20 protein-coding genes are annotated in these 26,237 nt (G+C 45.0%); 10 read left to right on the top strand and 10 right to left on the bottom strand.

Going from position 1 to position 26,237, the window contains the following annotated elements; translation table 11 throughout:
• Nucleotides 1-75 precede the first annotated feature (75 nt).
• From DLM76_RS08305 to DLM76_RS08290, 3 genes are all read left to right on the top strand, one after another.
• Nucleotides 76-1,170: a PAS domain-containing sensor histidine kinase gene (locus DLM76_RS08305; RefSeq protein WP_118957919.1), complete on the top strand. Its 1,095-nt coding sequence runs from the start codon at nt 76-78 to the stop codon at nt 1,168-1,170.
• 605 nt (nt 1,171-1,775) lie between these two features.
• Complete coding sequence (locus tag DLM76_RS08295; protein WP_118964892.1) at nt 1,776-2,279, top strand: hypothetical protein; 504 nt, start codon at nt 1,776-1,778, stop codon at nt 2,277-2,279.
• A gap of 178 nt (nt 2,280-2,457) precedes the next feature.
• Complete coding sequence (locus DLM76_RS08290) at nt 2,458-3,552, top strand: SH3 domain-containing protein (RefSeq protein ID WP_118964891.1); 1,095 nt, start codon at nt 2,458-2,460, stop codon at nt 3,550-3,552.
• Between the two features lie 132 nt (nt 3,553-3,684).
• Here DLM76_RS08290 and DLM76_RS08285 read toward each other — a convergent pair whose 3' ends face one another.
• From DLM76_RS08285 to DLM76_RS08255, 7 genes are all read right to left on the bottom strand, one after another.
• Entirely contained in the window at nt 3,685-4,761 is a 1,077-nt protein-coding gene (locus DLM76_RS08285; protein ID WP_118964890.1) for an SDR family oxidoreductase, read from the bottom strand.
• 47 nt (nt 4,762-4,808) lie between these two features.
• Complete coding sequence (locus DLM76_RS08280; protein WP_118964889.1) at nt 4,809-5,738, bottom strand: MBL fold metallo-hydrolase; 930 nt, start codon at nt 5,736-5,738, stop codon at nt 4,809-4,811.
• Between the two features lie 205 nt (nt 5,739-5,943).
• A complete protein-coding gene (locus tag DLM76_RS08275) occupies nt 5,944-8,271 on the bottom strand; it encodes an FAD-binding protein (protein WP_118964888.1) in 2,328 nt (775 codons plus the stop codon).
• On the bottom strand, nt 8,268-9,269 hold the full coding sequence (locus tag DLM76_RS08270) for a class I SAM-dependent methyltransferase (protein ID WP_118964887.1): 1,002 nt from the start codon (nt 9,267-9,269) through the stop codon (nt 8,268-8,270). The genes DLM76_RS08275 and DLM76_RS08270 overlap by 4 nt, the downstream gene beginning before the upstream one ends.
• A gap of 78 nt (nt 9,270-9,347) precedes the next feature.
• Nucleotides 9,348-10,685, bottom strand: a complete 1,338-nt coding sequence (gene creD, locus DLM76_RS08265) for a cell envelope integrity protein CreD (RefSeq protein ID WP_118964886.1) — start codon at nt 10,683-10,685, stop codon at nt 9,348-9,350.
• Nucleotides 10,686-10,773: 88 nt separating this feature from the next.
• The gene (locus DLM76_RS08260; RefSeq protein WP_241548199.1) at nt 10,774-11,646 is read right to left on the bottom strand and encodes a hypothetical protein; all 873 of its coding nucleotides are present in this window, start codon (nt 11,644-11,646) and stop codon (nt 10,774-10,776) included.
• Between the two features lies 1 nt (nt 11,647).
• Nucleotides 11,648-12,757, bottom strand: coding sequence for a catalase family protein (locus DLM76_RS08255; RefSeq protein WP_118964965.1), 1,110 nt, complete (start codon nt 12,755-12,757; stop codon nt 11,648-11,650).
• 241 nt (nt 12,758-12,998) lie between these two features.
• On the opposite strand from DLM76_RS08255, the gene DLM76_RS08245 reads away from it, so the two are divergent.
• Nucleotides 12,999-13,337, top strand: a complete 339-nt coding sequence (locus tag DLM76_RS08245) for an STAS domain-containing protein (RefSeq protein WP_010572667.1) — start codon at nt 12,999-13,001, stop codon at nt 13,335-13,337.
• A 7-nt stretch (nt 13,338-13,344) separates the two neighbouring features.
• Nucleotides 13,345-13,935 carry an RdgB/HAM1 family non-canonical purine NTP pyrophosphatase gene (rdgB, locus tag DLM76_RS08240; protein WP_118964885.1) on the top strand — a complete coding sequence of 197 codons (591 nt, stop codon included), beginning with the start codon at nt 13,345-13,347 and terminating at the stop codon, nt 13,933-13,935.
• Nucleotides 13,936-14,122: 187 nt separating this feature from the next.
• On the opposite strand, the gene DLM76_RS08235 is transcribed toward rdgB, so the two are convergent.
• Nucleotides 14,123-14,524 carry an LA_3696 family protein gene (locus DLM76_RS08235; protein ID WP_118954591.1) on the bottom strand — a complete coding sequence of 134 codons (402 nt, stop codon included), beginning with the start codon at nt 14,522-14,524 and terminating at the stop codon, nt 14,123-14,125.
• Nucleotides 14,525-14,858: 334 nt separating this feature from the next.
• Between DLM76_RS08235 and DLM76_RS21540 the strand changes: the two genes are divergently transcribed.
• On the top strand, nt 14,859-15,020 hold the full coding sequence (locus DLM76_RS21540; RefSeq protein ID WP_158586376.1) for a hypothetical protein: 162 nt from the start codon (nt 14,859-14,861) through the stop codon (nt 15,018-15,020).
• Between the two features lie 364 nt (nt 15,021-15,384).
• On the opposite strand, the gene DLM76_RS08230 is transcribed toward DLM76_RS21540, so the two are convergent.
• Complete coding sequence (locus DLM76_RS08230; RefSeq protein ID WP_118964884.1) at nt 15,385-17,019, bottom strand: ABC-F family ATPase; 1,635 nt, start codon at nt 17,017-17,019, stop codon at nt 15,385-15,387.
• Between the two features lie 110 nt (nt 17,020-17,129).
• On the opposite strand from DLM76_RS08230, the gene DLM76_RS08225 reads away from it, so the two are divergent.
• The gene (locus DLM76_RS08225; protein ID WP_118964883.1) at nt 17,130-18,986 is read left to right on the top strand and encodes an OmpA family protein; all 1,857 of its coding nucleotides are present in this window, start codon (nt 17,130-17,132) and stop codon (nt 18,984-18,986) included.
• Between the two features lie 258 nt (nt 18,987-19,244).
• Complete coding sequence (locus DLM76_RS08215) at nt 19,245-21,680, top strand: transglycosylase domain-containing protein (protein ID WP_118964882.1); 2,436 nt, start codon at nt 19,245-19,247, stop codon at nt 21,678-21,680.
• On the opposite strand, the gene DLM76_RS08210 is transcribed toward DLM76_RS08215, so the two are convergent.
• Nucleotides 21,658-23,217: an ABC transporter substrate-binding protein gene (locus DLM76_RS08210; RefSeq protein ID WP_118964881.1), complete on the bottom strand. Its 1,560-nt coding sequence runs from the start codon at nt 23,215-23,217 to the stop codon at nt 21,658-21,660. The two genes, DLM76_RS08215 and DLM76_RS08210, sit on opposite strands and share 23 nt — an antisense overlap.
• Here DLM76_RS08210 and DLM76_RS08205 point away from each other — a divergent pair.
• The gene (locus DLM76_RS08205) at nt 23,217-25,106 is read left to right on the top strand and encodes an ABC transporter ATP-binding protein (protein ID WP_167450740.1); all 1,890 of its coding nucleotides are present in this window, start codon (nt 23,217-23,219) and stop codon (nt 25,104-25,106) included. The genes DLM76_RS08210 and DLM76_RS08205 overlap by 1 nt on opposite strands.
• Nucleotides 25,107-25,129: 23 nt before the next feature.
• The gene (gene lpxK / locus DLM76_RS08200; RefSeq protein ID WP_118964880.1) at nt 25,130-26,161 is read left to right on the top strand and encodes a tetraacyldisaccharide 4'-kinase; all 1,032 of its coding nucleotides are present in this window, start codon (nt 25,130-25,132) and stop codon (nt 26,159-26,161) included.
• The last annotated feature ends 76 nt before the right edge of the window (nt 26,162-26,237 follow it).

The following is a 26,237-nucleotide window of genomic DNA, read 5'->3' as shown; positions in this document are numbered from 1 at the left end:
GGAGTATACTATTAGGCATTCTTTATATTAGAAAGATTCGAAGCATATTTCGAATACGATGCGGAACCGAATAAAATGGAATTGATTCAGGAAGCCTTAGATCACATCGGGGATAAAATACGTTTTGTGGAATTCGTACCATGCCCGGTGCTTCTTTCGCATGTCAAAGGGGACCAATTCCAAACGCTCTACCTCAACAAGAGTTTTCGCGAACATATCGGCTATAAAATCCAGGAAATCCCCACGCTTCAAGACTGGTTTCAACAGGCCTATCCGGACGATATCTATCGAAAACAAATCGAGGATGAATGGTGGTCCGAAGTCGATTTCGGAAGAAAAAGCGGCAAACACAACGCCTCGATGAAGGCAAAAATCCGAACCAAGAACAACGGAGAACGGTGGTTTCACGTTCGAAGCACCGAGTTCGGAGAACTCAACGCGGTCGCGTTTCAGGACATACACGATCTCGAAACCTTAAACCTCGAACTGAGTCACAACAACTCCACGAAAACGCAGCTCTTATCCATTCTCGCGCATGATTTGAGAACGCCTTTGATTCAGATCATATCTCTGATTTCTCTTTTCAAAAACGAAGGAATTTCCGCTTCGGAATTGTATCCATATCTTTCGAAATTGAATATTCAAACGTATCTCACGATCGATCTAATCGACAACACTCTGAACTGGGTGAAGGCGAACTCGAGAAGCATCGTGGTCAATAAGACTTCGTTCTCGCCGATTCCGATTTTGGAAGAACTTTCGGCGCTTTACAACGACTACGTTCAACTGAAATGCATTCAAGTCGAGATGCAATTCGACCAAGAGATCGCACTCTTCAGCGACAAAGATATCTTCAAAGTGATCGTGCGAAACTTATTCGTTAACGCTCTCAAATTCTCCAAACCCGGTGGAAAGATTTATCTGAAGGCCAAAAAAATCTCCGATCAAAAACAACTCATCTGCGTCGAAGACGAAGGGATCGGAATGACTTCGGAAGAATTGGAACGCGTTTTCTCGAAAGAATCGTACACTTGCCCCGGAACTCTCAACGAAAATGGTGCGGGATTAGGAATCAAACTTTGCAGAGATTTTGCGAAACTGGCAGGGACTGAATTGCTACTTAAGAGCGAGAAGCATAAGGGAACTTGTGCGAGCATGCTGTTTTTTTAATGTGGCTTTAGTCCTTTGTTTACTTTTATGAAAACAGATTCAGTTTCCGCAATATTCTAATTAGGCAAACTCCGTTGATTCGATTGCTTTTGAGCGGTTCTTATAAAGAGATAAGAATATACAGTATTCGCACTTTCCAGCAAGAAAGCTTTGATCGTAGAGTTTGATTCTGTAAAAACAAAATCCTCACAAAAACCATTCTACATTTCGATTTTCCTCTGTAATCCGACATGACGCTGGCCCTGAATAAATAACCACAAGGATCGGATGAAAATTGTGAACGTTTCTTTTCTTATATAGAATGCGGAATGAAAAGGTTAAAATTTTCAGAGCTAGTTATATTCGTTTCGTTTTTTACACGGACAAAAAATTTGATTTTTTTAAATAAAAATAATCTGAAACGCCGACAAAAATTTCTAAATGAAATTTATTTCCTATACTTGCGTTTACACTAAAAGCTCTTCCATGCTATTTGATTCACTCAGCGCCGAATTTAAAACATTCTGTTTTTCGATTTATAAAAAGGTAAACATCCAAAATCAAAAAAACTTGACCGGCCTTCGCCAAATCGATGTAATATTTCAAAATTCTTGGAGATTTTCAAAATGAAATTAGTTAAAAAAATTGGAGTCTGTCTCGTTCTGATCAGCCTTCTTTCTGCGTGTAAAAAAGACGAAAAGGACGACGATACAACCAACCTCGCTCTTCTTCTCGCATTGAGCGGAGCGAATACTTGCACTTACACTGCGGCGGGGATTACACTTCCCATCGCTTCCATCTCTGCAACCCAAAACGGTGGAGTTCAATCTATTAGCTTTACTACAAGTGGCGCAATTGGCATAGGAGCGATCCAAATTGCGTCCGCACCTGCGAATTCAATTGGATCTTTTGGAAATTCTTCCGGCTCTTACTCTTACGTTATATACAAAGGGAATTGCCCACTTTCAACTTCTTCCACATTGGCAGTTGCCGGAACTGACTATACAGTACTTACAGGAACTTCAAACATTACCGCTTCTGGATCGATTCGATTCAATGTTGCTGGAGCTTATACGATCATTTTAACTTCCAACAGCGCATCTGGATCTACGTTTCAGCTGACGAACTAAGAAGTTAGTTTAGACTTAAGTTTCGAAAACCCAAGCTAATCAAGCTTGGGTTTTTCATTTTAACACTACTATAAGATTACCATAAAATACTAAAATTTTATTTTCTGAATTTTTATTGAAAGGAAAGAGAAATCGTAAACAATTCCCTCTCACCAACCCCAATCCGAAGAAGTAGCACATGAAAAAAATCTCCATCCAATCCTTAACGAAACTTTTCGCGATCATATCTCTTTTGTGGATCGCCGTTCTTGCAGAATCCAACCACGCTCAGGATAAAAAATTTCAGAGATACGTTTTGACTTCGGAAGGAAAATTGAACGTAAGGGAAAAACCGAAAGACGGAAAAGTGTTGTTTCAACTGGAAAAAGGAGAAGTCGTTTTCGTCAAAGAAGATTCCCAATATGAAGAATGGCAGGAGATCTCTACAAAGTCGGGAGCAAAAGGATATGCCTCATCCGAGTTTTTAAGTAAAAAATCTCCGGAAGATCTTTCCAGTGCAAAGCTCTTCGGTTCCGTTTATACAAGCACGGAAGGATCTTGGTTTCGATCGTTAGCGATTCGCATTAAAAATCAATGGTTTTCCGCGAGCGACTTCTCCGCGGAAGCGTACTATTTGGAGAAGAAAGCGATACAGGAAAAAGAAAAGGCGAACGCATACGAACGTGCAAGCATAGCGGGAGAATTCTCGCCCGAAAAAAAAGAAACCACCGGTTGTCAGGAAATCCGAGTCGTTCGCGGGAACTTAGCTGCATTCAAAAAACTGAATACGTATGAAAATTCCGTTTATGCGATGTTCGGTTCCAAGATCGGCGACAAAGTACGATCGGATCGTTACGAGCCCTCTGAAAAAATCGGCGCATTACTCGATTCCTCCGCGGCGGCAATCTTCAAGAAAAAATATCCGAAAGCGGCGGAATTGAAGTTCGTAAAACGGGGGGATTTCAATTCTATCAAAGCTCCGGAAAAAGAATATATTTATATTCGTTACGCACTTCGGGTCGAACCGGAAGAAAAAGCTTATTACGCGGCGATTTACGAGCTAAACAACGGGGAAGTAGGAAAGAGGATCTTCGAAAAATTCGATGTTTTGAGTAAGGATCAGGCCGTTTATGGGGGCCAATATCACCTAAACGACGCTCTCGACTTGGATGAAAACGGAACTCCGGTTTTGATTCTCCATCACAACGGTTACGACGGCTACATAAACGAGTTTGCAAGGATCAAGAACAATCAGCTGCAAACGATGTTTTTGTCGGGTGGAGACGCTTGCTAATATTCTAATTTTCTTATATTTTCCGCTCAAGAAGCCCAATTCAAAAAAACGAAAAACGGAAAATCGATCGCCCCGATCTCCGTTTTGGGTTTCATTTTCAACCCAAAACGGAATTTTCCTCGTTGGAAATTTTTAAGCGCCTTTTTTCGAAAGCATCTTAGAAGAAACGATCTGCTCGATATGCTCCACGAACGTTTCCGAAATAGGACGATACGTCAGACCTAAATCTTTTTTGCTATACGAATGATCGAGCTCAAAAGGGATTCCCACGTTACGCGAAATATACGACCAGGATAATCCGAAAAACGGCCCGATCAAATAGGTCACAAACTTAGGCAGGGAACTTTTCGGGGTCGGAAATCGCTTTCCATATTTTTCCCGAATCACCTTTGCAACGTCCAAAAACTTCAAAGTCGTATTCGAAACGATATGACGGCCTTTTGCGGAAGGAGTGAATCCCGCAAGGATATGAGCGCGAGCTACGTCGCGAACATCCACAAATCCGATCATCATATCGGGAACGCCCGGAGCGAATTTACCGTTAATCATAGAAAGCATAAAGTTCACGCTCGTTCCGTCCGCTCTGTCCGAAACGGAAGGTCCCATCACGAACGAAGGATTGATCGTGATCAGATCCCATCGCGATTGTGCATCGGCGATCTTCCACGCCTCTTTTTCCGCGAGCGTTTTGGAATACGGATACGGTTGGTGACCGAGATTGCTCGTCGTATTCCAGTGTTCTTCCGAAAGTCTTCGATTGGGAAGGGATGAGGCGTCGATATTATCTCCCATCACGGCCGCAACGCTGGATGTCAGAACGATTCGTTTCACCGAAGGGCTTGCATTTGCAGATTCCAGAATATTCTTAGTTCCTAATACTGCCGGTTCAACAAGTTCCTTCTGCGGGTTTTTGATCCCGTCTATAAAAAACGGAGAAGCGGTATGAATGATCAATTCCACTCCTCCCTTGTCCGTCATCGCATTCAAAAAGGATCCTTCCTTCAAAAGATCCGCTTCGTAAAATTCCAGTTTACCCGGAAAACGTTCCGCGAGTTTCAGAAGATGCGATATCTTCGCGGAATCCGATTTATTCCGAACGGTTGCGCGCACGGAAACTCCGTCTTCGAGCAGATATCGAATCACCCAGGACGCGATATACCCGGCGCCTCCGGTGACAAGAACCGGTTTGGAACGGTCAATTTCTTTCATTTATATTCTCCGTAGGAATAATTTCGTACATTCTAAATTTCTAAAACTTATTTTTCGGGTAAACTCTGATGACCCGGATGGACGCGAATACCGGTAATTTTAGAGGCGAATTCCTTTAGGAAATTCAGGCTCGACTGATTCTTTTCCTGATCCTCCGTAAAATCGCCCGGGCTTACGCCGTTCTCCCAACCCCAGCTCGTATGACAGGAATCGCCGAGAATAAGATGGGAACCGGAAGAACTCTGAATCAGAAACGCAAGACTTCCTTTCGTATGACCTTCCACGTGAATGATGATCAAGGATTGATCTCCGAAAAAGTCGATCGCAGGATAGGAAGAATTCTTTGCCGCCTCCGCAAAGTCCAATTCCGAAAAGGAAACCTTCTCGCCTAACAGACCGTCTGTGCTCCCTTGCACCAGAGAATTGATGAACTTCTTATTCGTGGCTTCGTTCGGCCCTACGTAAATAGGAACATCGGAGGAGAAATCGCTCGTCCCCATGATGTGATCGAGGTGTAAATGAGTTAGGAAAATTCCTTCCACTTTTTTCGGTTCTTTCTTGAGCCATTCGTCGACGGTAAGTTTTACCTTCAGAGCGGACGTATTCATCACCGAAGCTACGATCCAGGAAACGGGCCATTCTTTCGGATCCTTTCTAAAAACCTGAGAAAGACCTGTATCGATCACGTATCTGCCGAACTTAGGATGATCGATCACGTAAAAATAAATCTGAATCGGTTCTTCCTCGGATTTTAATCCGGCCGCTTTCGCCTTCGGATCTTTCAGATTGATCAGACCTCCACGGTCCACGACCCAATCGGCGGCCGTTATTTTTTGAAATACGATCGGACCTTTCGGAGTTGGAACGAAATTATTTACGGAAACCGGTTTCCCCTTGGTTACGATCGTTGACGGACGCGAAGTTACGGCGCAGGATACAAACGCAAGAAAACAAAAGAATTGAAGTATATATCTCATGTTGTGAAGAATTTCAATTCGAGTGAAATCAGCAAGACGGATTTAAACGAACCCGCATAAAATCTAGAAATATATCGAGCGATCTATAGAGAGCGAAACAATCAAAAGCCGGCTGAGCGTTGCGCGCTGATTCGCAGGCGAAAGCTTGAGGCTTCCGATCCATAAAGCGCATTTTTCTATGCCTTTTAAAACGCATCAATAAAACTCAATAATCGAAGATATGGTCGAGCTTATATCCGTTCGATTCCGCCTTTATTAGAATTTCATGAAGTCTTGAAATCGGAACGATGACCGCGGTTCGTTTTAAATTCGGCTCGGTCAAAATCTTCCATTCGTAGAGTATCGTTTCTTGATCGCGTAGATTCGCATCAACGGGAACGATCAAGGTCAAAAGAATTTGTTTATTCCCCGCGATTTCCGTGAAGGAAACGTTTTTCTTTACGAGCTGCGGGACGGTCTGCGTAAACGCCTCGTATCTCGGAATTTTGCGGATCGCACTGCGGCCGTTTTCCTTGACCCAGGCCGTCACTTCGAACGTTTCCGGTTCGTAAACGGATTCCGTTCCCATCGCAATCAATTTTCCGTATGTCGCTTTAGCAAGAAGTTCGGCCGAAAAAAACATTCTCCGTTCCCATCTACGGATAACGCTCGTTCCCTCCCCGTCCCGAATCGTCCAAAATTCCTTGAACTTGGAATAAAACGGATATTCATACCAAGGACGAAGACGAACGAAATCTGTGTATTCTCTTGCAACTTTTTGCATGTAAGATTCGACGTTCGTTTCCGGCGTAAGCCCCGAAGTTCCTGCGATCCATTCCGTGATTCTTCCGATCGTGTTCTCATAGAGGGATTTTAGAATCAATTCTCCCGAATAACTGATTCCGATCACGTTGATCATCAGATGATAACCCCAATTGAACTCGTACGAATTCCAAGTTTTTACGATCACCCTTCCGTAAATCCTCCAAAACTGCGCGACGCTTCCCCAATACGGAAACGCGCTCGGAGGAGAATGCTTTAGGAAATTTACATATTCGTCCGAACTGAAAACGATATACCATTCCGGCAGCGTCAAAAAGGTCTGATCCTCGTTGCGCGAATAATTCTTGAGGGAATCCAATTCGAGCCGGATCTTTTTGTCTTCTTCCTTATGAAAATAATATTTGTCCCAGAGCTTGTTTCGGAACTTGTAGCTCGGATCCAGTTTTCTTTTTAATGCTAAGAAGCGGTCCGCATTCGGATACGCCTTGTGAAACTGCGAAACCGTCGCATGAAGCTGATAAGGAAGATAATAAGCGCCGCCCACGCTCGTTACCGCATCGATCAACTCTCTCGTCCAAACACCGACTTCTTTTCTGGCGCTTTCGTAAACTCGTTGTTTGTAATAAATCACGAAGGAAAAAACCTCCGTTCTTCCCCAAGCCAAATAAGAACCAGAATCCGCTTTTGCGTGACGGATCGAAATGTTCATCACGTTGACGTCGTGCTTTTGCAGGATCGAACGCATCAACGGATAAAATTCGTCGAACTTCTCGACCGGAACGAAGTATTCCTGTAAAACATACGTGCTGATTCTTCGAGTCGGCGGTTCCAATTCCTGAACGTCGTAACTGGCTTCGTAATTTCTCCAGACGACTCGATCCTTGCGGTAATAAAGCGGATCCAAAACGGACTCCCTCAATTCTTTTCCGTAAGGAAGTTCGGTTAACCAGAAGTAGATGAGATTCTCAAGCCAATAACTTTCCTTCACGGGAACGATCTTGTCTTCCACCGTCACGGGTTCTTCCGTTTCTTCCCAAGTAACCGCGTTTACGTTTTCATAAGCGGGAGGATAGATATCCCCGTTGTGAAACTGCGCTTTTGCGTTATTACGAACGTTTTCAAAAAAGAATTTTTTGTATTCCGTGATCGGCAGTTTTTTTACGGAACGTTTTACCTTTTTGTTGTCCGTCAACGCAAGAGTCACCTCTGCAATGACGCCGATTCCGCCGTAACCGCCGACCGCGGCAAAGAAGATTTCCGGATTTTCCTTAGGGCTCGCGTTCACGAGTTTTCCATCGGCTAACACGACTTTGATGGAACGAACCGAAAGGATCATCGGACCGTAACCGATATATCTTCCGTGCGCGTTAACGCTGAGAGAGCCTCCGATCGTAAAGTTGGAATACGTCTGTTTGATCTGAACGGAAAGACCGAAAGGATCGATGAATTCCTGGAGTTTTCTCCAGGTAATTCCGGGTTCCACCGTGATCATCTTTGTCTTTGCGTCAAACGAAAGAATTTTATCGAACTCCCTCGTGTCGATGAACAACGCGTTCTCCGTTGCGATCTGACCGCCCATGGAAAACCTTCCGCCTCCGATCGAAATCGGGCCGTTATGATTCTTTACCAAGTTCTGTATTTCGTCTAACGTTTTCGGTGCGACGACTCTTGCGACCGGAATCGGATTGATCTGGGTGACGTCGTTTACGATCGCCGGATCGGCGAAAAGGGAACTGGCAAAGACGAAAAGAAGAAGAATGAGTTTTTTCATGCGGATTTTACGAATGCCATCAGAGTGTTTTTAGTGGGATCGCCTTTTTGAAGAATATATTTGCCCAAGGGTTTTAAACCGAACTCGCCGACTCGCTGTTCGATCTCGGAAACGGAAGTAAAGTTCCGTATCTGACGAGAAGTTTCGTCCCAAGAAATTTCCAGGCCTGCGTTATACACATCGTGGGCCAAAGCGACGATGGAACGCATCTCTTTCGAGTTCACATCGTGATCGCGAAGAACGAGCTTTCCTCCGGGTTTCAAAACCTTTGCGATCGATTTGATAAAACCGTCGAGCCGTTTTGCGGGAGAATGGTGAAAGCCGATGAAGTTCGTGACCAAATCCAAACTTTCCGGCGCAATCGCCGCTTCGGGAATCGGATCATAATCCCCGAGAGAAACGAATTTCCCCACCTTTGCAATTTGTCCGCGCTCGACCAAATCTTCCAGACTGTATTTCGGTTCGAGATCGTTTAACACGAAGACGGCGCCCTCTATGTGCATCTTCTTTTGGAGATTGGAAACGTATCTTCCCGTGGTTCCGATTTCCAAATACCCGTTGAATCGACTGCCTTCGCCTAACAAATCGCCCACTTCTTTCGAGATTTCCAACTTTTGTTTTTTGAGAGCGGGAAGCGCGTATGTTATAATCCCTGCAAAAGGTTTGATCTGAGGAATTTCCTTTAGAATCGCTTCGTAAATTTCCCTATCGTTTTGTTTCGATTGGGAAAGTTCGAATATAAGCTTGTGAAAGTCCGCTTCGGGATAAAGATGATAAACGTTTTGAAGAAAGAGAAAGAATTCATTTCTCAACTTAGAATCGAGATAGACGCTCTTAAAATTGGAATCGGGATGCGCGTTTTTTACGCTCGAACTCTCATTCGTCAAAGAGGGCTTCGATTTTTCCTTCTTATCTTTCGAAAGCAGGTCCAAAGCAAACCCGCTTAAAACCAAATAAAAGAAGGATTTGATAAATTGTTTCCGATTCAGATCGTTCATGGTGGGTCAGAGTGAACGATCCGAATCATTCTACAATTCATTTTCCGAAAAAGGAACCCGATCGGACGGATTAAAATTCTACGATTGAGAATCCTTGTTCGATTCCAATTCCTGAATTCTCCGCGTAAAATACATAGCGATCGCGAGAAGGATAAACAAGCCGAACGTTCCCACAAGCAACGCGAAGTCTTCGAGCTGAAGCAAGGTAAAGAAGAATAGATAAAACGCGAAGATCGTTCCGCCCGCGACAAGAAAGACCGCTTCGCCCTTGAAAAAAGCGCGGGAATACAAAGTCACCAACGCGAGAATCAAAGAACTTGCGATCCAGTAGGAAACGTTGAACGGAATGTGTTCCGTTAATGATAAAAGCATAATATAGAACAGCAATACCGCAAATCCCAAAAGCAAGTATTGGATAAAGTGAAGCCTCACCTTCTTATACACTTCGATAAAGAAATACGTGATAAAGGTCAGAAGAAGAAAGAGTTCGCTGTATTTGGAGGAACGGATCGTCTTGTGGTATTCGTCGACCGGCAAAAGGAACCGAACTCCGAAACGATAACCGTTAACTTGACCGGATTCCGCATCGCCTATAAAATCCTGAGGATAATTCCGATTCAATTCCAACACTTTCCAGTTCGCTTTAAAACCGGAACTCGTAATGTCCCGAAAATCGGGTAAAAAATCCCCTTCAAACGACGGAGTTTGCCAAGGAGAATCGATGTTCACCTTGGTTTCCTTTGCCATCGGCAGAAAATACAACTCCTTACTTCCGTTAAACGAAAGTTTTAAGGAGAATGTTTTCGAACGACTCGGATCCCAAGAATGTTTTACGTTCACCCCGGAAACGAATACGTCGTTCGTTCTCGTGCCGGGCCCCATCTCTTTCGTGTCGCCCCCGAGTTGAATGGAAATCTTTTCACGGATTCCTTTTACGTCGCTGATGCCGAGCGAAAGAAACGCATCGGACCAAAGCAGGTCGCGGTTGGAAATCGGAAGAGAATGATTATCGAGAGCGGAAAAACTTCCGTTGATCTTCAACTCGGCCTGATACAAAGGAACGATATAAATTCCTCTGTATCTTTTTTCCGGTTTTACCGTTCCCGTAATCTGCAAATCTTCGGGAAGAAAGTGCGCATAACGCAGAATCCGTTCCGATTCTCCGCGATCGTTTTTGATCGAATCGTAAAAAGGAACGGAAACGATCGGACCTCCTATCGTTTGATACCCGCCCCACTTCGAAGTGACTTCCTCCTCGGCCGCGTTTCGCGTTTGTTCGCGTTCTTGGATCAGATTCGAAACCATAAACGAAGGGATCAAAAGCAAAAGAGCCAAAATACCGATTCCGATAATCCGAATCGTAAGAGAACTCCGAAACCAAAAGAGAATCTGCTGCAAAGGGGTTTTCACGTCCATGTTAAAAACCTAATATAATTTTTCGTTTTGTCAAGATATACGCAGAAGCCCTTCCTACGGAACGGACTTCGAATTATAATTCAGAGCATTAACGCGAAAGAATCCATTCTCCTTTTACTTTGGAAAGATGCAAAGGAACGGAGAATCCTTTCTTTTTGTTTTCGATCGGGCTCTTTCCGGATTTCAACGTAACGACGACGACCTTCTTATCCGAGATCAACCGATATTGAAGTTCGTTCAATTCGAGTTTGTCCAATTTTCCGCCCACGGTTTTGAGAATACTCCGGATTCCCTTTTTTAGATCCTTGATATCGTCTTCCGGAGAATAATATCTCGCGCGCGCGAACTCTTTCGTTCGAAACTCCATTAAGTCAAAAAGTTTTTTCTCGTCCTTCTTCTGAAAACCTTCATACAGATCGCTAACGACCGTTTGGATCTTTTGTTTATCCTCATCGGTCAGTTGAATCTCTTCGGCGATCTTCCAGAGTTCGGAAGGAGGAACTTCCGCGGGAGTAAACGTAACGTCCTGTTCGATCGGAAGAACCGGTTTACCTTCTCCTTCTTCCCATTCGAAACCGGCGATCCTTTGTCCTTCGTCCGGGAATTGGCCTTTTTGCGCGAGATAGAGAACGGCTTTTATCTTGGGCGCAAACTCGTCCGCTTTTCTTTTGCGGATTCCTTTGACTTTGATTTGATTCACGCCGGGGAGAATCCAAACGTTCAAATCGATTTGACCGCTTATGTCTTCCGTTCCCGATTCGGGAACGATCGTCATACCGTTGAATTCGATGGAACCGATCACTCCCGATTTGGAATAAACCAAAGCGTAATAACCGCCTTGCGTTTGCGCAAACGAAGGATTTGCTAATACGAACAGACAACAAACGAACACATACGCGGCCGTTCGAAGAAGAACGTTCTTTTGAAAAAAGGAAAAAGGGTTTTGGATTCGATATTTCATTTTATTCCGCCGGTTCAACGTGTTTTACTGCGTTTTGCTCGTGTCTGTATTTTGCGATCGATTCGTACGCAAGTTTTCTAACACGGTTGATTCCTCCCAAAGGTTTGTGTTCTTCGAGAGAATGCCAAGGATTGAAGGAAAGATTTTCGCAAAAACGATCCTGTTCTTCCGTCGCGAATTCCTGAACCGGAATTTCTATCTTAGCGACGGGCATAAAGGGAGAATCGCTTTCGTTCCAGTGAACGGCAGGATCTTCGACGGGCATAGAAATCGGATCTCCTTGTTTCTGAATCATAAATTCAAAACAAGCGGACTTCTCCTTCAAATGAGAAACCATCGTCTGACGCAGATAATTCTCCGCTGGATTTTCGGGAACTTTTAATTCTTTCGTTTCGCAAGGTCTTGCGGAGTATTTAACCGCAACGGAATCCTTTCCCAAACGATACGGAGTCGTACTCCAATAACGAATTTCCAAAACATCGGGAATCTTTTTTCTGCGGATCGAAATCGATTCTTTCAAAGCGCTCAGCTTCCAATTCCAAGGCATTCCTCCGAAAAAATACGACATCGGCTTTTTTGCAAACGCCGCTTTGAACAACGCGAGATATTCGTCCGGCGCGCCTACCGGCAGAACCGGATGATTGATGAGTAAAAAATCCTGCGTTCGTTTTTCGTCGGAAGCGAGTTTCGGACCGTCCACTCCCGTAAGTTTGATTCCCATTCCGCGGATATCCCCTTCAAAGTCGGGCTTTTTCGTGATGGAACCGTTCGAGAAACGCACCCACGCGGAATATGTTTTAGGAGAATTGAATATTCCAAATTTCAAATCCTCCGGAACGGAGGAGGCAACGGTGAACTTCGCTTTCACACAGCCGTGTGCGAACGGATGCGCGTCCCTCTTCGCTTCGCTACCTTGCGGATATTTTTCTTTCAGGGAAGAAATCAAAAGTGCGAGCGTATCCGCCGTTGTTTGCTCTTCTCCCGGAAAAACGAATTCAGCGCCCGGTTTCGTGTCCTTGGGAATCGCAACCTTCGGTCCTTGACCTGCCCAATAGGACAAAACTAATAAGAATAAAATTCCAAGTGTTATATATCCGATCTTTTTTCCCATTCTATATGCTCCAACCAATCCAAAAGATTCCAGGATCGAATCACAAATTTCAGGAAATTCTTCTCTTTTATTTTTTAAGAAGTGCAATCGGAAGGACGCTTTTCCAGGGAAACGGAGAATTCTTTCTCCAAGGGACATAGAAAACGGAAGAATCCTTGAAAAAGGTGTCAAAAATCCCGTTCCGGTCCTGTTTTTTTGTTGAAAAACCAAATTCAAACAGCCACAGAAGTAACGGGACGCCATGGAAATAACCGTACAAGACGATATTCATATCATTAAAATTGCAGGATCCATTCTTCAATCCGACAGCGAAGAATTGGACCGAAATCTGAGTGAACACAATTTCGATCCGAGTCCGAAGATCATCATCGACCTCACCGAAGTGAATCATATCTGCTCCACCGCGTTAGGCATCATTGTTTCTTACAAAAAGAAATTCAAAAGCGCCGAAGGCGATATCATCATCGTGGTCAACGACGAGGATTTGCTGCAGCTTTTTGAAATCACGATGTTGGATAAGGTCTTCAAGGTTGTCCCGAATATAGAAGACGCTTTCGACGAATTCAAATTGAATCGCTGATCGTTTTTTGAAACAACTCGCCCTCGCCACAAACAACTCGCATAAAGTAAAAGAAGTCGGCTTCATTCTTACGGAGCTGGGAGTTCAAATCCTTACTCCCAAGGATTTGAACGTTTCTTTTGACGCCGAAGAAACGGGCGTTACGTTTGCGGAAAACGCTCTTATCAAAGCAAGAGAACTCCATCGAATCACCAAACTCCCTTCGATCGCGGACGATTCGGGAATCTGCGTTTCCGCATTAAACGGAGAACCAGGAGTGTATTCCGCACGATTCGGAGGACCGGGTTTGGACGACAAAGGCCGCGCACTGCTTCTATTGGAAAAACTCGAAGGAAACGCGAACCGCAGCGCGCATTATGCCTGCGTGATCGCGTATGTGGACGATACGACCGAACGAACCTTTGAGGGGAAATGCGAAGGAATCATCGCGGAAGAATATGATACGATTGGAATATACGGTTTCGGTTATGATCCCGTTTTCATTTATCCGCCGTTTCAGAAACCGTTTTCGCAGGTTTCCGAATCCGAAAAGAATTCCGTTTCGCATCGAAGAAAAGCGTTGGAAGGATTATTGACTTTTTTGAAAACAAGGTCCTAAGTTTTTAGGAAAAGCGGAGAAGTCCGCGCCGGATCGACCGCTCAACAAGAAAATCATTCTGTTTTTTGGGGATGTATTTCAGAAAACGCAAAGACAGCGTTCGTTTCGAGCGCTTTTCGATTTTCTATCTGCTGTTTTCCACAAACCCGCTTCGGAATTTGCAGAAAACAAAGTTCGTTCGAGAAAATTAGAATTTTACGAGAATCGAAAATACTCCTACCAACCCGATCACTGCTCCTAAAATCCATTTCGTCTGCACTGAAATCGCCTTATGAATTTCCGCAATCTCGGATTTAATATCCGCGCGATGTTCGGCAAAATCCGACTTTAAATCCGCAAATTCGGATCGTAACCTTGAAAACTCCGATTGAAACTCGGATTTTAATTCGGTTTTCAAACCGGAAATCTCGGCCCGATGCTTGGAACTCTCGTCGGAAAGACGAAGTTCAAATCGATCCGATACCGTTTCAATCGCATTGGAATGGATATTTCCAAAAGCACGGTTTAAATAATCCACGAACTCGATGGTGCCTTCCGGCCCTAAGAGTTCCCCCAAACGTCTAGGAACTTTTTGAACTAAAGCTGTCATGATCATAAAAGACCTCTTTGAAAAAGTTTGCGCAAGCGAAAAATCGCCCGCACAAAAGAACGGTTCCGGAAAATGAAAAAACAGATTCAAAATTTTGAATTTATTTATCCTTTTTTCCAAAAAGAAACCCTCAGGATGATGAAAACAGATTCAAAATATCTAATTTATTTTTTTGCGAGTTATAAAAGGAAAAGAAAATTGTCATAGATAAACAGAGGCAAAGTGGGACATTACACAAAGGTAAAGACCAAGAATTCAGTAAAGGAAGCAAATGGAAAGAATCGCATAAATCGCTAAACGAATCGATCAGAACGAAGAGCGATCCTTCGTTCTGATGAAAAACAAAATTTTCAGCGAGCACAAGAAGATTGCTGCTTTGAAATTGAACCATAAAGCATTGAATTACGGAAATCTGCATGAAGCGAAGCGCAGGTTTGCTTATGTTGTGGAAAAATTTTTGGCGCTCTATTTCTTTGCTTCGCAAAGAGCGATATGATTTCGCTCAGCGATCCTATCGATAACTCGCTTCCTGCAGAATAATCCATAGAGAAGGAGGCACCTGTCTCGTTTTAGTTTTGTTCGAACTCAGTGAAATGCTTTCTATGGATCGCATTTCAGGGCGCTCTATTTCGTTGCTTCGCAAAGAGCGATAGGATTTCGCTCAGCGGTCCTATCGATAACTCGCTTCCTGCAGAATAATCCGTAGAGAAGGAGGCACATGTCTCGTTTCAGTTTCGTTCGAACTCAGTGAAATGCTCTCTACGGGTCGCATTTCAGGGCGCTCTATTTCTTTGCTTCGCAAAGAGCGATATGATTTCGCTCCGCGATCATATCGATAACTCGCTTCCTATGGGCGCTCGTTAGGATTCCGCTAAAACAGGACCGCCGGATAAACGTTTGTAGAATTCCGCACCTTCTCGTTCCAAGAAGTCCTCGTATGACCCTTTGAAATCGCGGATTCCTTCGGTGGAAACCTCGATCACCCGAGTCGCCAAAGAAGATACGAACTCGCGGTCGTGAGAAACGAAAATTACAGTTCCCTCAAAGATGGATAAAGCGTAGTTCAACGCTTCGATCGTTTCCAAATCCAAGTGGTTGGTCGGTTCGTCGAGCGCGAGTAGATTGTCTCCGGTCATGATCATTCTTCCGATGATGATTCTGGATTTTTCTCCCCCGGAAAGAACGCTGGTAGGTTTTTTGGCCATATCGCCGCTGAACAACATTCTTCCCAAAATCGCCCGGATCTCTTCCAACTCGGTTCCCGGATCGGCGTAACGATACAACCATTCCACAATCGTATCAGCGTCTTCTAATATACCTTCTCTATGATCCTGAGGAAAAATGGAAGCGGTTACGGATTCTCCCATCGTTACTTTACCGGTATCGGGCTCGATCTGTTTCATCAGCGTTTTTAACAAGGTGGTCTTTCCGACTCCGTTGGTTCCGATGATCGCGATCTTCTCACCTTTGGTGATATTGATCGTAAAATCCTTAAAGATAGCACGATCGTAAGATTTCGAAACGTTATCCGCAAGAATTACGTCCTTACCGAGCGGCTTCTTCATTTTAAAACGAATATAAGGAGAAACCCTGGAAGAAGGTTTGACGTCGTCGAGTTTGATCTTCTCGATTTGCTTTTGCCTGGAAGTCGCTTGTTTTGATTTACTCGCGTTCGCGCTGAATCGGTTTACGAAGTCCTGAAGTTCGGCGATCTTTTCCTTCTTGCGTTTGTTCTCGTCTAACAGACGTTCGCGGGCCATCGTGGACGCTTCCATAAAGTCGTCGTAGTTGCCCGGATAGATGGTCAAGGATTGATAGTCCAAATCGGCGATATGAGTCGCGATCGAATTGATAAAGTGACGGTCGTGAGAGATAACGATGACGACGCCGCGGTAGTTCGTTAAGAATTCTTCCAGCCAGTGAATCGTCTTGATATCCAAGTGGTTGGTAGGCTCGTCCAAAAGAAGAATGTCCGGTTTTTGAAACAAAACCTGAGCCAATAATACCCGAAGTTTAAAACCTCCGGTTAAAAATGCGAGAGTCTGCGTATGACTGGTCGTGGGAATTCCCAAACCTTCGAGAAGTTCGCCCGCGGTACTTTCCGCTTCGTAACCTCCGAGTTCTCCGTATTTTTCTTCAAGTTCGGAAACACGCATTCCGTCCTCGTCGGACATCTCGGGTTTCGCGTAAATCGCGTCCCGTTCCTGGGAAACTTCCCAGAGTTCCTTGTTCCCCATAATCACGGTGTTGAGCACCGTTTCGTTCTCGTATTCGTAATGATCCTGTTTTAAATATCCGAGCTTCAATCCCGCGTCGATGGAAACCGCTCCGTTTGCCGCCTGTTCCAATCCCGCAAGGATTTTCATGAACGTGGACTTACCGGAACCGTTCGCTCCGATCAATCCGTATCTGCAATTCTCCTTAAACTTAACCGAAACGTTCTCAAAAAGAATTTTTTTACCAAAGTTTAGGGTTAATCCGGAAGTGCTGATCATCTGAGAATACCTGCCAGGGGAGAATCATGACCATGATTTTCAAGATAGGGTTTTTTGCCAAGAAAAAGGAGAATTAAGGACTTTTGAAATTCTTCCGAAGTTTAAAACGTATGCGTTCTAAACTTCAGGCAATCCTTCCTTTGATCTTGAGTTTTCCGTTTTTAACCGGCCTTCAAGCCGAGGATAAATTATTGATCGGTAAGATCCTTCAGTTCGGAAAACTATTAGCCGCCGAAAACGCGTACGTCCCGATCGAATCGAACGAGATCACTTCCGAACTTTCCAAACTCAACGATAAGACGGTACGGATTCTTTGTAACATGAAAGGCGCAACCTGCAATCCGATCCGTTACGAAATCTATCCCTTTCTCGATACGAAGGAACTCAAACCCTGGACGATCAAAAAAATTCCCGATTACGTAAATCATAATATATTCGCGTTCAATCCGACGGCCTCTCCGGACGGGAAACATCTTTTTTGGACGGCTTACATCAAACGCGGCCGCTCCGGAACGCAGAAGATCTGGTATTCCAAACTCGACGACCGAGGGTTTTGGGAAGACGGAAAAGAAATGAGCGCTCCGCTCAACAACGAAATGCCTTCCGCGGTCATCTCCGCTTTGCCGGGCGGAAACGAACTCTTCGTCTTCGGGACGTTCGGAGAAAAAGAACTTTTGGACGAACTCGAAAAGGAATTCGAAGCGAAGGGAGAATCGGCCGCGCGTTCCTCCAAGAACTCGAACGAATACCGCAAAAAAATCGAAGAACTCAGAAACGACTACGACGAGAAGACGAAACAGATCACGAGAAGAGTTCCTTTGTACAAAAGTTTTAAGGAGAAGGATTCCTGGTCCAAGCCGAGTATATTAAAATTTCCTGATTTTTATAATCTCTATCGAAAGAAAAACGATTCCAGTCAGGAAGTGTTCGGAGGTTCCACTCTTTCCTCTTCGGGAAGAATTCTGATCTATTCCTCCCAGCACAAAGACTCGAAAGGCAAACTCGATCTTTATGCGAGTAAAATGTTAAGCGACGGAACGTTTCCGTTGGGAACGAATCTCGGAGAAGTCATCAATTCCGATCACGAAGAGATGGCTCCGTTCTTGGCGAGCGACGATCGGACTCTGTATTTTTCCAGCGACGGGCACAAAGGCCTTTCGATTTATATGACGAGAAGAATCGGAGACGGTTGGGATCAATGGACCAAACCAGTGGAAGTTTCGGAAAACCTGAAAGGCGTGAACTTCTTTTCGATTCCCGCAAACAGCGATTGGGCTTATATCAGCAAAGAAGGCCAATTGTTTATGGCTTATCTTCCGAAGGAGATGCGTCCGGAAACTGTGGTCGTCGTAAACGGCAAGGTCGTAGACACGGACGGAAATCCTTTGTCCGCGGACATACATTACGAATCTTTAAAGTCTCATGAGAAAATCGGAAGCGCCAAGAGCGATCCTTCCACGGGGAATTTTTCGATCATTCTCCCCTTTGGAGAGAACTACGGTTTTTACGCGCAGAAGAAGGGATATCTTCCCGTTTCCCAAAATTTGAATCTGAGTTCCAAAAAGAAAATTTCCGAAAAGGTGGAGGTTCTTTTGCAGCTTCCGCCGATCAAGGAACGCGGAACGATTCAGATCAATAATTTATTCTTCGAATCCAAGAGCGTTCAAATCGCTCCCGAATCAGCGCCGGAACTCGATCGTCTCGCCGAAATCATCAAAGAAAATCCCGAGATCGAAATTCAGATCGAAGGTCATACGGACAACGTCGGTAAGAAAAAGGACAATCGTCTTCTTTCCGAAAAACGCGCCAAGGCGGTTGCGGAATATCTCTCCCAAAAACATTCGATTCCCTCGGAAAGAATTCAAACGCGCGGCTTCGGAGACGAGATGCCTCTCGCCAAAAACGATTCGGAAGAAGGACGCAAAAAGAATCGAAGAGTGAATTTCACGATTCTCAAAAAGAGGTGATTTTAGGGAAGATCCGCAATTTAAAAATAAGTTCTTTCCAAAAAACGAAAAACCGGAGTCAACCTTTCTAAAAACCCGATTTTGTGGGAGTTCCCACAAATCTATCGATACGAATTCGGATTGACATTTTAAAAATTCGCAACGGGAAGAGCGTTTTAAAATCTTACAGGATTCTACCCCGAAGGTTTTCTAATACTTTACAAAGTTTCCACGGTTTCTATTGTCTTTCTCTGAGATCCGATTCGATAAGAGGAAATGATGGCATCCGGCAACGAGAAAGTATTCTCCCTTCTAAGTTCAATCCAAGAAACCGTTCGTAAACTTTTCCTCTTTTCCAAAGCGCACTGGCGGCAAATTCTCCGTTATGCGACGATCGCCGCGATCGCGATCGCCTCGTTTTTGATCGGAGGTTCTTACGTCGTTTGGCTCACCAAAAAAGACGAAGTCGTTTCCAATCTCGATAAGTTCAAAAACGAAGTCACGAATTATTACGAAATCAGTCAGATCCGTCCGATTCGAATCTTAGATCGAAACGGAAAATTGATCGGGGAATTTTCCAGAAGAAAGTTCAAGCCGATCCGCACGGACAATCTCAAGGAACACGGCAACATCGTCTGGGCCCTTCTTTCCTCCGAAGACCGGGAATTTTACAATCATCACGGGATCAATTATACCGCACTTCTGCGTGCGATTCTCATCAACCTTACCACGTTTCAAAAACAAGGCGGTTCGACGATCACACAACAGCTTGCAAAGCTGACTCTTGATCTCGGAGCGAGAAACATATTCAACAAGATTACGGAATTCTATTGTACGTTTTATCTCGAAAGTCAGTTCGACAAGAACACGATCCTTTCGATGTATCTCAATCGAATCTTTTTGGGAGAAGGAAACACGGGAGTCGAAGAAGCGAGCCGTTATTACTTCAACAAGGCCGCGGCGGAATTGACTCCCGCCGAAGCGGCGATGCTCGTGGGTATCATTCCCGCTCCATCCAATTACAATCCCGTTCGCAGTTTAAAGACCGCTCTCAAACGGCAGAAGCTCGTGATGGTTCCTATGTCCGAGAACACGCAGCTTCATCCGAATCCGTCCAGCATAGATAAGAATTTTGCGAAGAAGATCGACGCAAATCTGAAATCCTTCAAATCCTTGTATAAGGTCGAGATAACAAAAGACGGAGAAAAAGAATTCTACGCTTCCGAGATCGCAAGATACGGATTCGACAAAGACTTTACCGTCAATCTCGCGCCCGATTTCAATTACGGAATCCGTCAGCATATCCTCGATACGTTTTCCGAAATCGATATCGAAACCAGAGGAATGAACGTCTACACTACTTTGGACTACGACAAACAAGACGCTGCGGAGAAGTCTTTGCGAGAAGGGATCGAGTCCGTCCGCAAAAAGCTGAGCGACGTCAAAGCGGCATACGCGAAAAAAGGCGATTCGGAAGAAGCGAGAATCCAACAATCCATCATCGACAACATGAACGGTTCCCTGATTTCGATCAATCCCGGAAACGGTTATATCGAAGCGATGGTCGGTAGTTACAAGATTTCTAATATATTCAGACTCAACCGCGCGGTTTCCGCCGTAAGACAACCCGGTTCCACGATCAAGGCACTCGTCTACGCGATCGCGTTCGAAAACAGAATCATCACTCCTTCCTCCAAGGTGATGGACGAAGAGATCAACATACGCGGATATTCGCCGAAAAATTGGTACAAAGGTTACAAGGGAGAAGTCACCGCGAGAATCGCGTTCGCACAGTCGATCAACACGATCGCCGTGAAATTGTTAAACGAATTCGGAGTGAGCGACTTTCTCGAAAAGATCGGGATGATCTTGGACATCGACAAGGCGACTCTGGAAAAAAGATTCCAACCAAATCTCTCTCTGGCTCTCGGTTCGGGGGAATTATCTCCGATGGAACTGGCGCTGATCTACGCGACGATCGCAAACGGCGGAAAGAAAGTAACTCCGGTTCAGATATTAAGAATCACGGATATGGAAGGAAGCGAGATGTTTTCCGCTCCTTTAAAAGATCCGAACGAGGCGATTCAAATCCTCGATCCGGTCGCGTGTGCGGAAACGATCAATCTTTTGGAAGGCGTGTTGAGCGAACAAGGAACGATGAAGCTCCGTCTCAAAGCGGAGGATTCGTTTCCGATGGGCGGTAAAACGGGGACGGTTCAATCTCCGAAGGAAGCGCGTAAAAAATGGGGAAGCCGCAAAGGGGTTCGCGACGCTTGGTTTGCGGGAGTCAACCCCGACTTAGTGACCACCGTGTGGATCGGAAACGACGTGGGCGCTCCGTTCGAAGGTTCCGGTTCCGCAATCAGCGGAAACATCTGGTTTCGTTACGCGAGTTATATCGCAAGAAACATCGGCTTTTCGGACACGCTCGTCAAACCGTTTAACGGCGATTTTGTGAAAGTGGACGTGTGCGGCGACACGGGAAGTCTTCTTCATTCTTCCGTTCCCTGCACGTATCCGTTATACGGTCAGTATTATTATATCGGAGAACAACCCGCGCCTCCCGCGGGAACGACAACCGGAACACCGGAAACGACCGCTCCGGAAGGCGGAACCGCGACCAACGATAGAACGATTCTTCCGCAAGCGGAGGAAGGAGACGGTGATTCGGTAGAACTCGAACTTCCGCCAACTAAAGATATTCCGCCAAACTAGGATACCGTTTCGCTTTTTCGGATATTAGAAACGTCTCATACGGCGACCAAAGAAAAATCCAAGGATATTCTCTCAAAAGAATCTGCAAGGCTTTGGTCGTTTCCGTTTCAAGATTCAAAGAATCCGAACTTCTCGCCTTCGTAAAAAGAAGTTCGAGTTCCTTGTTTTCATAATGCGCTCGGTTTCCGCCGTTCCCCTTATCCTTTCCGGAAAACAAAGGATCGATAAAGTTCCAAGCGCCCGGCAAATCGGCGTACCAAAAAAGCAACGTTAGATCCCCTTTGCCTTCTCCATTTTCCTTATACAAAACGGCCTTTTCCATCGGGCGGATTTTCACCTTGAGTCCTAGTTCTTTTAAAAAACCCGCCAAGGCCAAACCGTTCGCATTGTTTTCGTCGTCGCCCCGCATTCTAAAATCGATTTCTCTTTCCAAAATGTTCGGATAACAAGAGGACTTTTTCAGATATTCTTTCGCCTTTTCCGGAGAATGACTTTGAATCGCCGAAAAGTCGGGATTCGTGCCGGCGATCTCCTGCATCTTTGTCTGCGAAACGCTTACGGGCGGGACCGGGCCGAACGTAGGATCTGCGTTTCCTTCCAAAAGCTTTTCGACGACGAGATGGCGATTGACGGCGGTATTTAAGGCTTTCCTAAAGTTCACGTCGAAACAAGGTTCGTTCGCGTTGATCGCGATGTATTGTACGCCCGATCCTTTTCGAAAACGGAGATTTTCCTTTTGAATATGAGGATTTTTTAATAAGAAGTTCGGAAGACGCATCAGATCCATTCTTCCTTTGGAAAAAAGAAAAACGCCGGTGGAAGCGGAAGCCAATATCCGCAAACGGATTTTTTTCGGAAGATCCTCGGTCACAGAAGGATTTTTTTCAAGAAGAATGTAATTGTTCTTTTTCCATTCTTTGAGAACATATCTGCCCGCTTTCGCAGCGACGGATACATTCTTTTTTTCTAATGTTTCAAACGACTCCGCCTCCAAACTATTCGCTTCGGAAGGTTTACAGCATACGATTGCAGCGGGCGGCAAGGACAAAGCGTCGACTGCTTGCCGCAATCCTCCCGTGATTTTCAGTTCGATTTCTTTTTCACCGATCGCGTTGATTTCTTTTAGGAACGCGTATTGATTCCGTCGCGGACCGGGAGTGTTTCTGAGCCGATCCAAAGATTCTTTTACCTGCGAGGCGTTCAGTTCTTCACCGTTCGTCAATCGATGCGATTTCAGTTTGAGTTTGAGAGAACGCACTTCTCCCTTGCCGGTTAATTGATGCGATTCCACGAGTTGATAAGCCGGGGTTCCGTCCGGCGTTTTTTGAAATAAAAACGGGTATAAGAATTTTCCCAAAGTGCGCGAAGATAAATCGGTGGAAAAGAGCGGGTCCAAACTGATCGGATCGGAAGGCAAAGAAAGAATCAATTCCTCGGGGTCTTCCTCCTGCAAACCGCAACCGGAAAAAAGAAGGGACAAAACAACGATTCCTGCAAAAAAGGGTAGAGAAGTATTCAAAAGACTAAACCTGTCCAATGAACATCTATAAACGGCTCCTAAAGTATTCCTTCAAGTACAAATACAGATTGATTTCGGGGATCGTACTTTCTTTTCTCGTTTCGGTTCTGAACGGAGCTTCTCTTACTTCTTTGATTCCGATTTTCGATTCTCTCGGTACGGGAGAAAAAACGAATTTCGAAATTTCCCTGACCAAAAAAGACAAAGCACTGATCCAACGTTACGAAGAGAAGGATTCTTTTACGAGCGTGGAATCCATCGAACTGCAGCTCGCTCACTGGAAAGTGCAGCTGAACTCTTCTCTGAAGAAAATGAGTCACGATGAACTCGTTCTTCTGTTTTGTTTTATCGTTTTTCCCGTTTATCTTTTGAAGCTCATCTTTCTCGCGGCGGCGGTGTATTGTATCAACTCGGCCGGTTATCTCGCGATTCGGGATTTGCGGGCGGAGCTGTACGCAAAGGCGCAGACTCTTCCCCTCAATCACTTCGTTCAGGAAAAAACGGGAATTTTGATGAGTAGAATCATCAACGACGTGGAAGTTCTAGGTAAACTGATCAGTTCGGATTTGAAGGACGCGATCACGGATTTCTTTTACATCGTCACGCATTTGCTTCTTCTTCTTTATCTCAGCTGGAAGATGTTCCTTGCCGTGTTCATCATCGTTCCGATCGTGATGGGTCCCGTTTCCGCGTTCGCCGATAAGATCCGCAGGGCGACCCGAAACCAGCAGGAACGTCTGTCCTCGTTAAACGGACATCTCCAGGAAGTCATTTCCGGAATCCGCGTGATCCGCGCGTTCTCGATGGAGAAGGTGGAAGCGAAACGTTTCTGGGAATTCAACCAAGATCTTTCGGACAAAACGTTCAAAGGACATTTTTATCACCAAGTCGGACCTTCCCTTACCGAATTATTCAGCTCTATCGTAGCCGTGATTTTTTTGAGCTTCGGCGCGTATCTGATGGAAGACGGAACGTTTTCCCGCGGGATGTTCATGGCCTTCTTTTTAACGCTGATCTTTTTAATGCGACCGTTCAAACAGATGAGCATGTTGGCCAACTCGATCCAAAGCGCGATCTCCGCCGGGGATAGGGTGTTCGAACTTCTGGATCAGGAAACCGACGTTCGAAATCCCGCGAATCCTAAATTCCTAAAAAGAATCGAGAAAGGCATTTCGTTTAACAACGTGACCTTCACGTATCCGGGCTCGAAAAACCCAGCGATCCAGGAAATCAATCTCGAAATCCCGAAAGGAGAAACGATCGCGCTCGTAGGCGCGTCCGGAGCCGGAAAATCAACGTTAGTCGATCTTGTTCCGAGATTGATCGATCCTCAGGAAGGAAGCATCACCATCGACGGAATCGATCTTCGGGAAATGGATCTGAGCAATCTCCGCAAAAGAATCGGAATCGTATCGCAGCAGGTCTTTTTATTCAACGGAACCATCCGGGAAAATATCTGCTACGGAAATTCGAACGTTTCTGAGGATCGACTTCACGCCGCGTGCGAACAGGCCTTTGCGATGGACTTTATCCTTTCCATGGAGGAAGGTTTCGACACGATCGTGGGCGAACGAGGCGTAATGCTTTCGGGCGGTCAAAGACAAAGAATCGCGATCGCACGCGCCTTATTGCTCGATCCGGAAATTCTGATTTTGGACGAAGCGACTTCCGCACTCGACACGGAATCGGAACGACTGGTTCAGGAAGCGCTCGAATCCCTTTACAAAAACAGAACCGTAATCATCATCGCGCACAGACTTTCCACCGTTCAAATCGCGAACCGAATCTTTACGATGGAAAACGGAAGAATCGTGGAATCGGGAACCCACGCGGAACTGATCCAACTCGACGGAAAATACAAAAAACTCTACGACATCCAGTTCGTCGAATCATCCGAAAGTTTTTAACATAAGAAAATTATAATTCTCTCATGAAGTCCTTCACCCCTCTTTCGCTTTTACAAGTCGTTCTATTTCCGATCTTATACGCGCTTTCGTTCGTCTATCGAGGAATTTTTCTTTTGGATCAGAAGTTTACGGAAAAGAAAAAACTTCCCGGCGCGTTCGTGATCAGCGTGGGAAATCTTTCCATGGGCGGAACGGGAAAAACCCCCTTCTCCATTTATCTTGCAAAATTGATTCATCGGGAGTTCCCGGAAAAAAAAATCGTGTTGTTGTCCCGTGGATACGGCGCGACCGGATCGAAAAACGGATATCGAGTCACGATACAATCGGCTCCGAGAGAAGCGGGAGACGAACCTCTTCTTTTAAAAAAACATCTTCCGTTTGCGGAAGTATGGATCGGAAGGGATCGATACGCGTCCTATCTTCGTTTTAAAAAAGAATTGAAGATGCAGGAAGACCCGATCGTCATTTTGGACGACGGATTTCAACATCACGTATTGGAACGAGACGTGGATCTGGTTTTATTGGATTCGAGCAGGATTCATCGCGAGCGTTTTCTGATCCCCGCCGGAAATCTTCGCGAACCGATTTCCTCGCTTACAAGGGCGGATTGGATCGTATTCTCGAAATACGAACCTTCGGTGGAAAGAATCGTTCAGAACATTCAGAAAAAATTTCCGCAGGGAATTCTCCGTTTTTCATCCGAACCGGATAAGCTATTATCGCCCGACCTTCAGTTGGATTCTCCGAAAATCTTTTACGGTAAGAAGGTGTACGCTTTTACGGGAATCGGAAATCCTGAGGTTTTCTTTTCGATGATCCGCAAGTTTCAACCGTTGGAGCTGGAAACGAGAGCGTTCCGCGATCACCACTCATATACGATGGAAGACGAAAACGCGCTCGATACGATTTCGAAAGACAACGACTATCTCGTTTGTACGGAAAAAGATCTGATTAAAATTTCGAAACCTCCGGAGAATTTGAAGATTCTTCTTTTGGAAAGCAAGCTCGACAAAGAAGAAAAGCTAATCTCCTTCTTAAAAAATAAAATCCTCTAACGAACGTTCGAACTTTTTTTATTACGATCGTAATCTTACTTTTTTCATACTTCTTCCATTCCAAAAACGTAAATTT

This window comes from Leptospira yasudae (assembly GCF_003545925.1).
GTDB classification, from domain to species: Bacteria; Spirochaetota; Leptospiria; order Leptospirales; family Leptospiraceae; genus Leptospira; species Leptospira yasudae.
The sequence above is the reverse complement of the archived record's forward strand: the minus strand, read 5'-3'. Positions and strand labels throughout refer to the sequence as shown.

Bases quoted from the DNA above. Each gene is read 5' to 3' on its own strand.
- DLM76_RS08260 (WP_241548199.1), bottom strand. From the start codon at position 11,646: ATGAAATATCGAATCCAAAACCCTTTTTCCTTTTTTCAAAAGAACGTT.
- DLM76_RS08255 (WP_118964965.1), bottom strand. From the start codon at position 12,757: ATGGGAAAAAAGATCGGATATATAACACTTGGAATTTTATTCTTATTA.
- lpxK (WP_118964880.1), top strand. From the start codon at position 25,130: ATGAAGTCCTTCACCCCTCTTTCGCTTTTACAAGTCGTTCTATTTCCG.
- DLM76_RS08235 (WP_118954591.1), bottom strand. From the start codon at position 14,524: ATGACAGCTTTAGTTCAAAAAGTTCCTAGACGTTTGGGGGAACTCTTA.
- DLM76_RS21540 (WP_158586376.1), top strand. From the start codon at position 14,859: ATGAAAAACAAAATTTTCAGCGAGCACAAGAAGATTGCTGCTTTGAAA.
- DLM76_RS08270 (WP_118964887.1), bottom strand. From the start codon at position 9,269: ATGAACGATCTGAATCGGAAACAATTTATCAAATCCTTCTTTTATTTG.
- DLM76_RS08285 (WP_118964890.1), bottom strand. From the start codon at position 4,761: ATGAAAGAAATTGACCGTTCCAAACCGGTTCTTGTCACCGGAGGCGCC.
- DLM76_RS08230 (WP_118964884.1), bottom strand. From the start codon at position 17,019: ATGATCAGCACTTCCGGATTAACCCTAAACTTTGGTAAAAAAATTCTT.
- DLM76_RS08290 (WP_118964891.1), top strand. From the start codon at position 2,458: ATGAAAAAAATCTCCATCCAATCCTTAACGAAACTTTTCGCGATCATA.
- DLM76_RS08215 (WP_118964882.1), top strand. From the start codon at position 19,245: ATGGCATCCGGCAACGAGAAAGTATTCTCCCTTCTAAGTTCAATCCAA.
- DLM76_RS08245 (WP_010572667.1), top strand. From the start codon at position 12,999: ATGGAAATAACCGTACAAGACGATATTCATATCATTAAAATTGCAGGA.
- DLM76_RS08295 (WP_118964892.1), top strand. From the start codon at position 1,776: ATGAAATTAGTTAAAAAAATTGGAGTCTGTCTCGTTCTGATCAGCCTT.
- DLM76_RS08305 (WP_118957919.1), top strand. From the start codon at position 76: ATGGAATTGATTCAGGAAGCCTTAGATCACATCGGGGATAAAATACGT.
- DLM76_RS08275 (WP_118964888.1), bottom strand. From the start codon at position 8,271: ATGAAAAAACTCATTCTTCTTCTTTTCGTCTTTGCCAGTTCCCTTTTC.
- DLM76_RS08280 (WP_118964889.1), bottom strand. From the start codon at position 5,738: ATGAGATATATACTTCAATTCTTTTGTTTTCTTGCGTTTGTATCCTGC.
- DLM76_RS08205 (WP_167450740.1), top strand. From the start codon at position 23,217: ATGAACATCTATAAACGGCTCCTAAAGTATTCCTTCAAGTACAAATAC.
- DLM76_RS08225 (WP_118964883.1), top strand. From the start codon at position 17,130: ATGCGTTCTAAACTTCAGGCAATCCTTCCTTTGATCTTGAGTTTTCCG.
- creD (WP_118964886.1), bottom strand. From the start codon at position 10,685: ATGGACGTGAAAACCCCTTTGCAGCAGATTCTCTTTTGGTTTCGGAGT.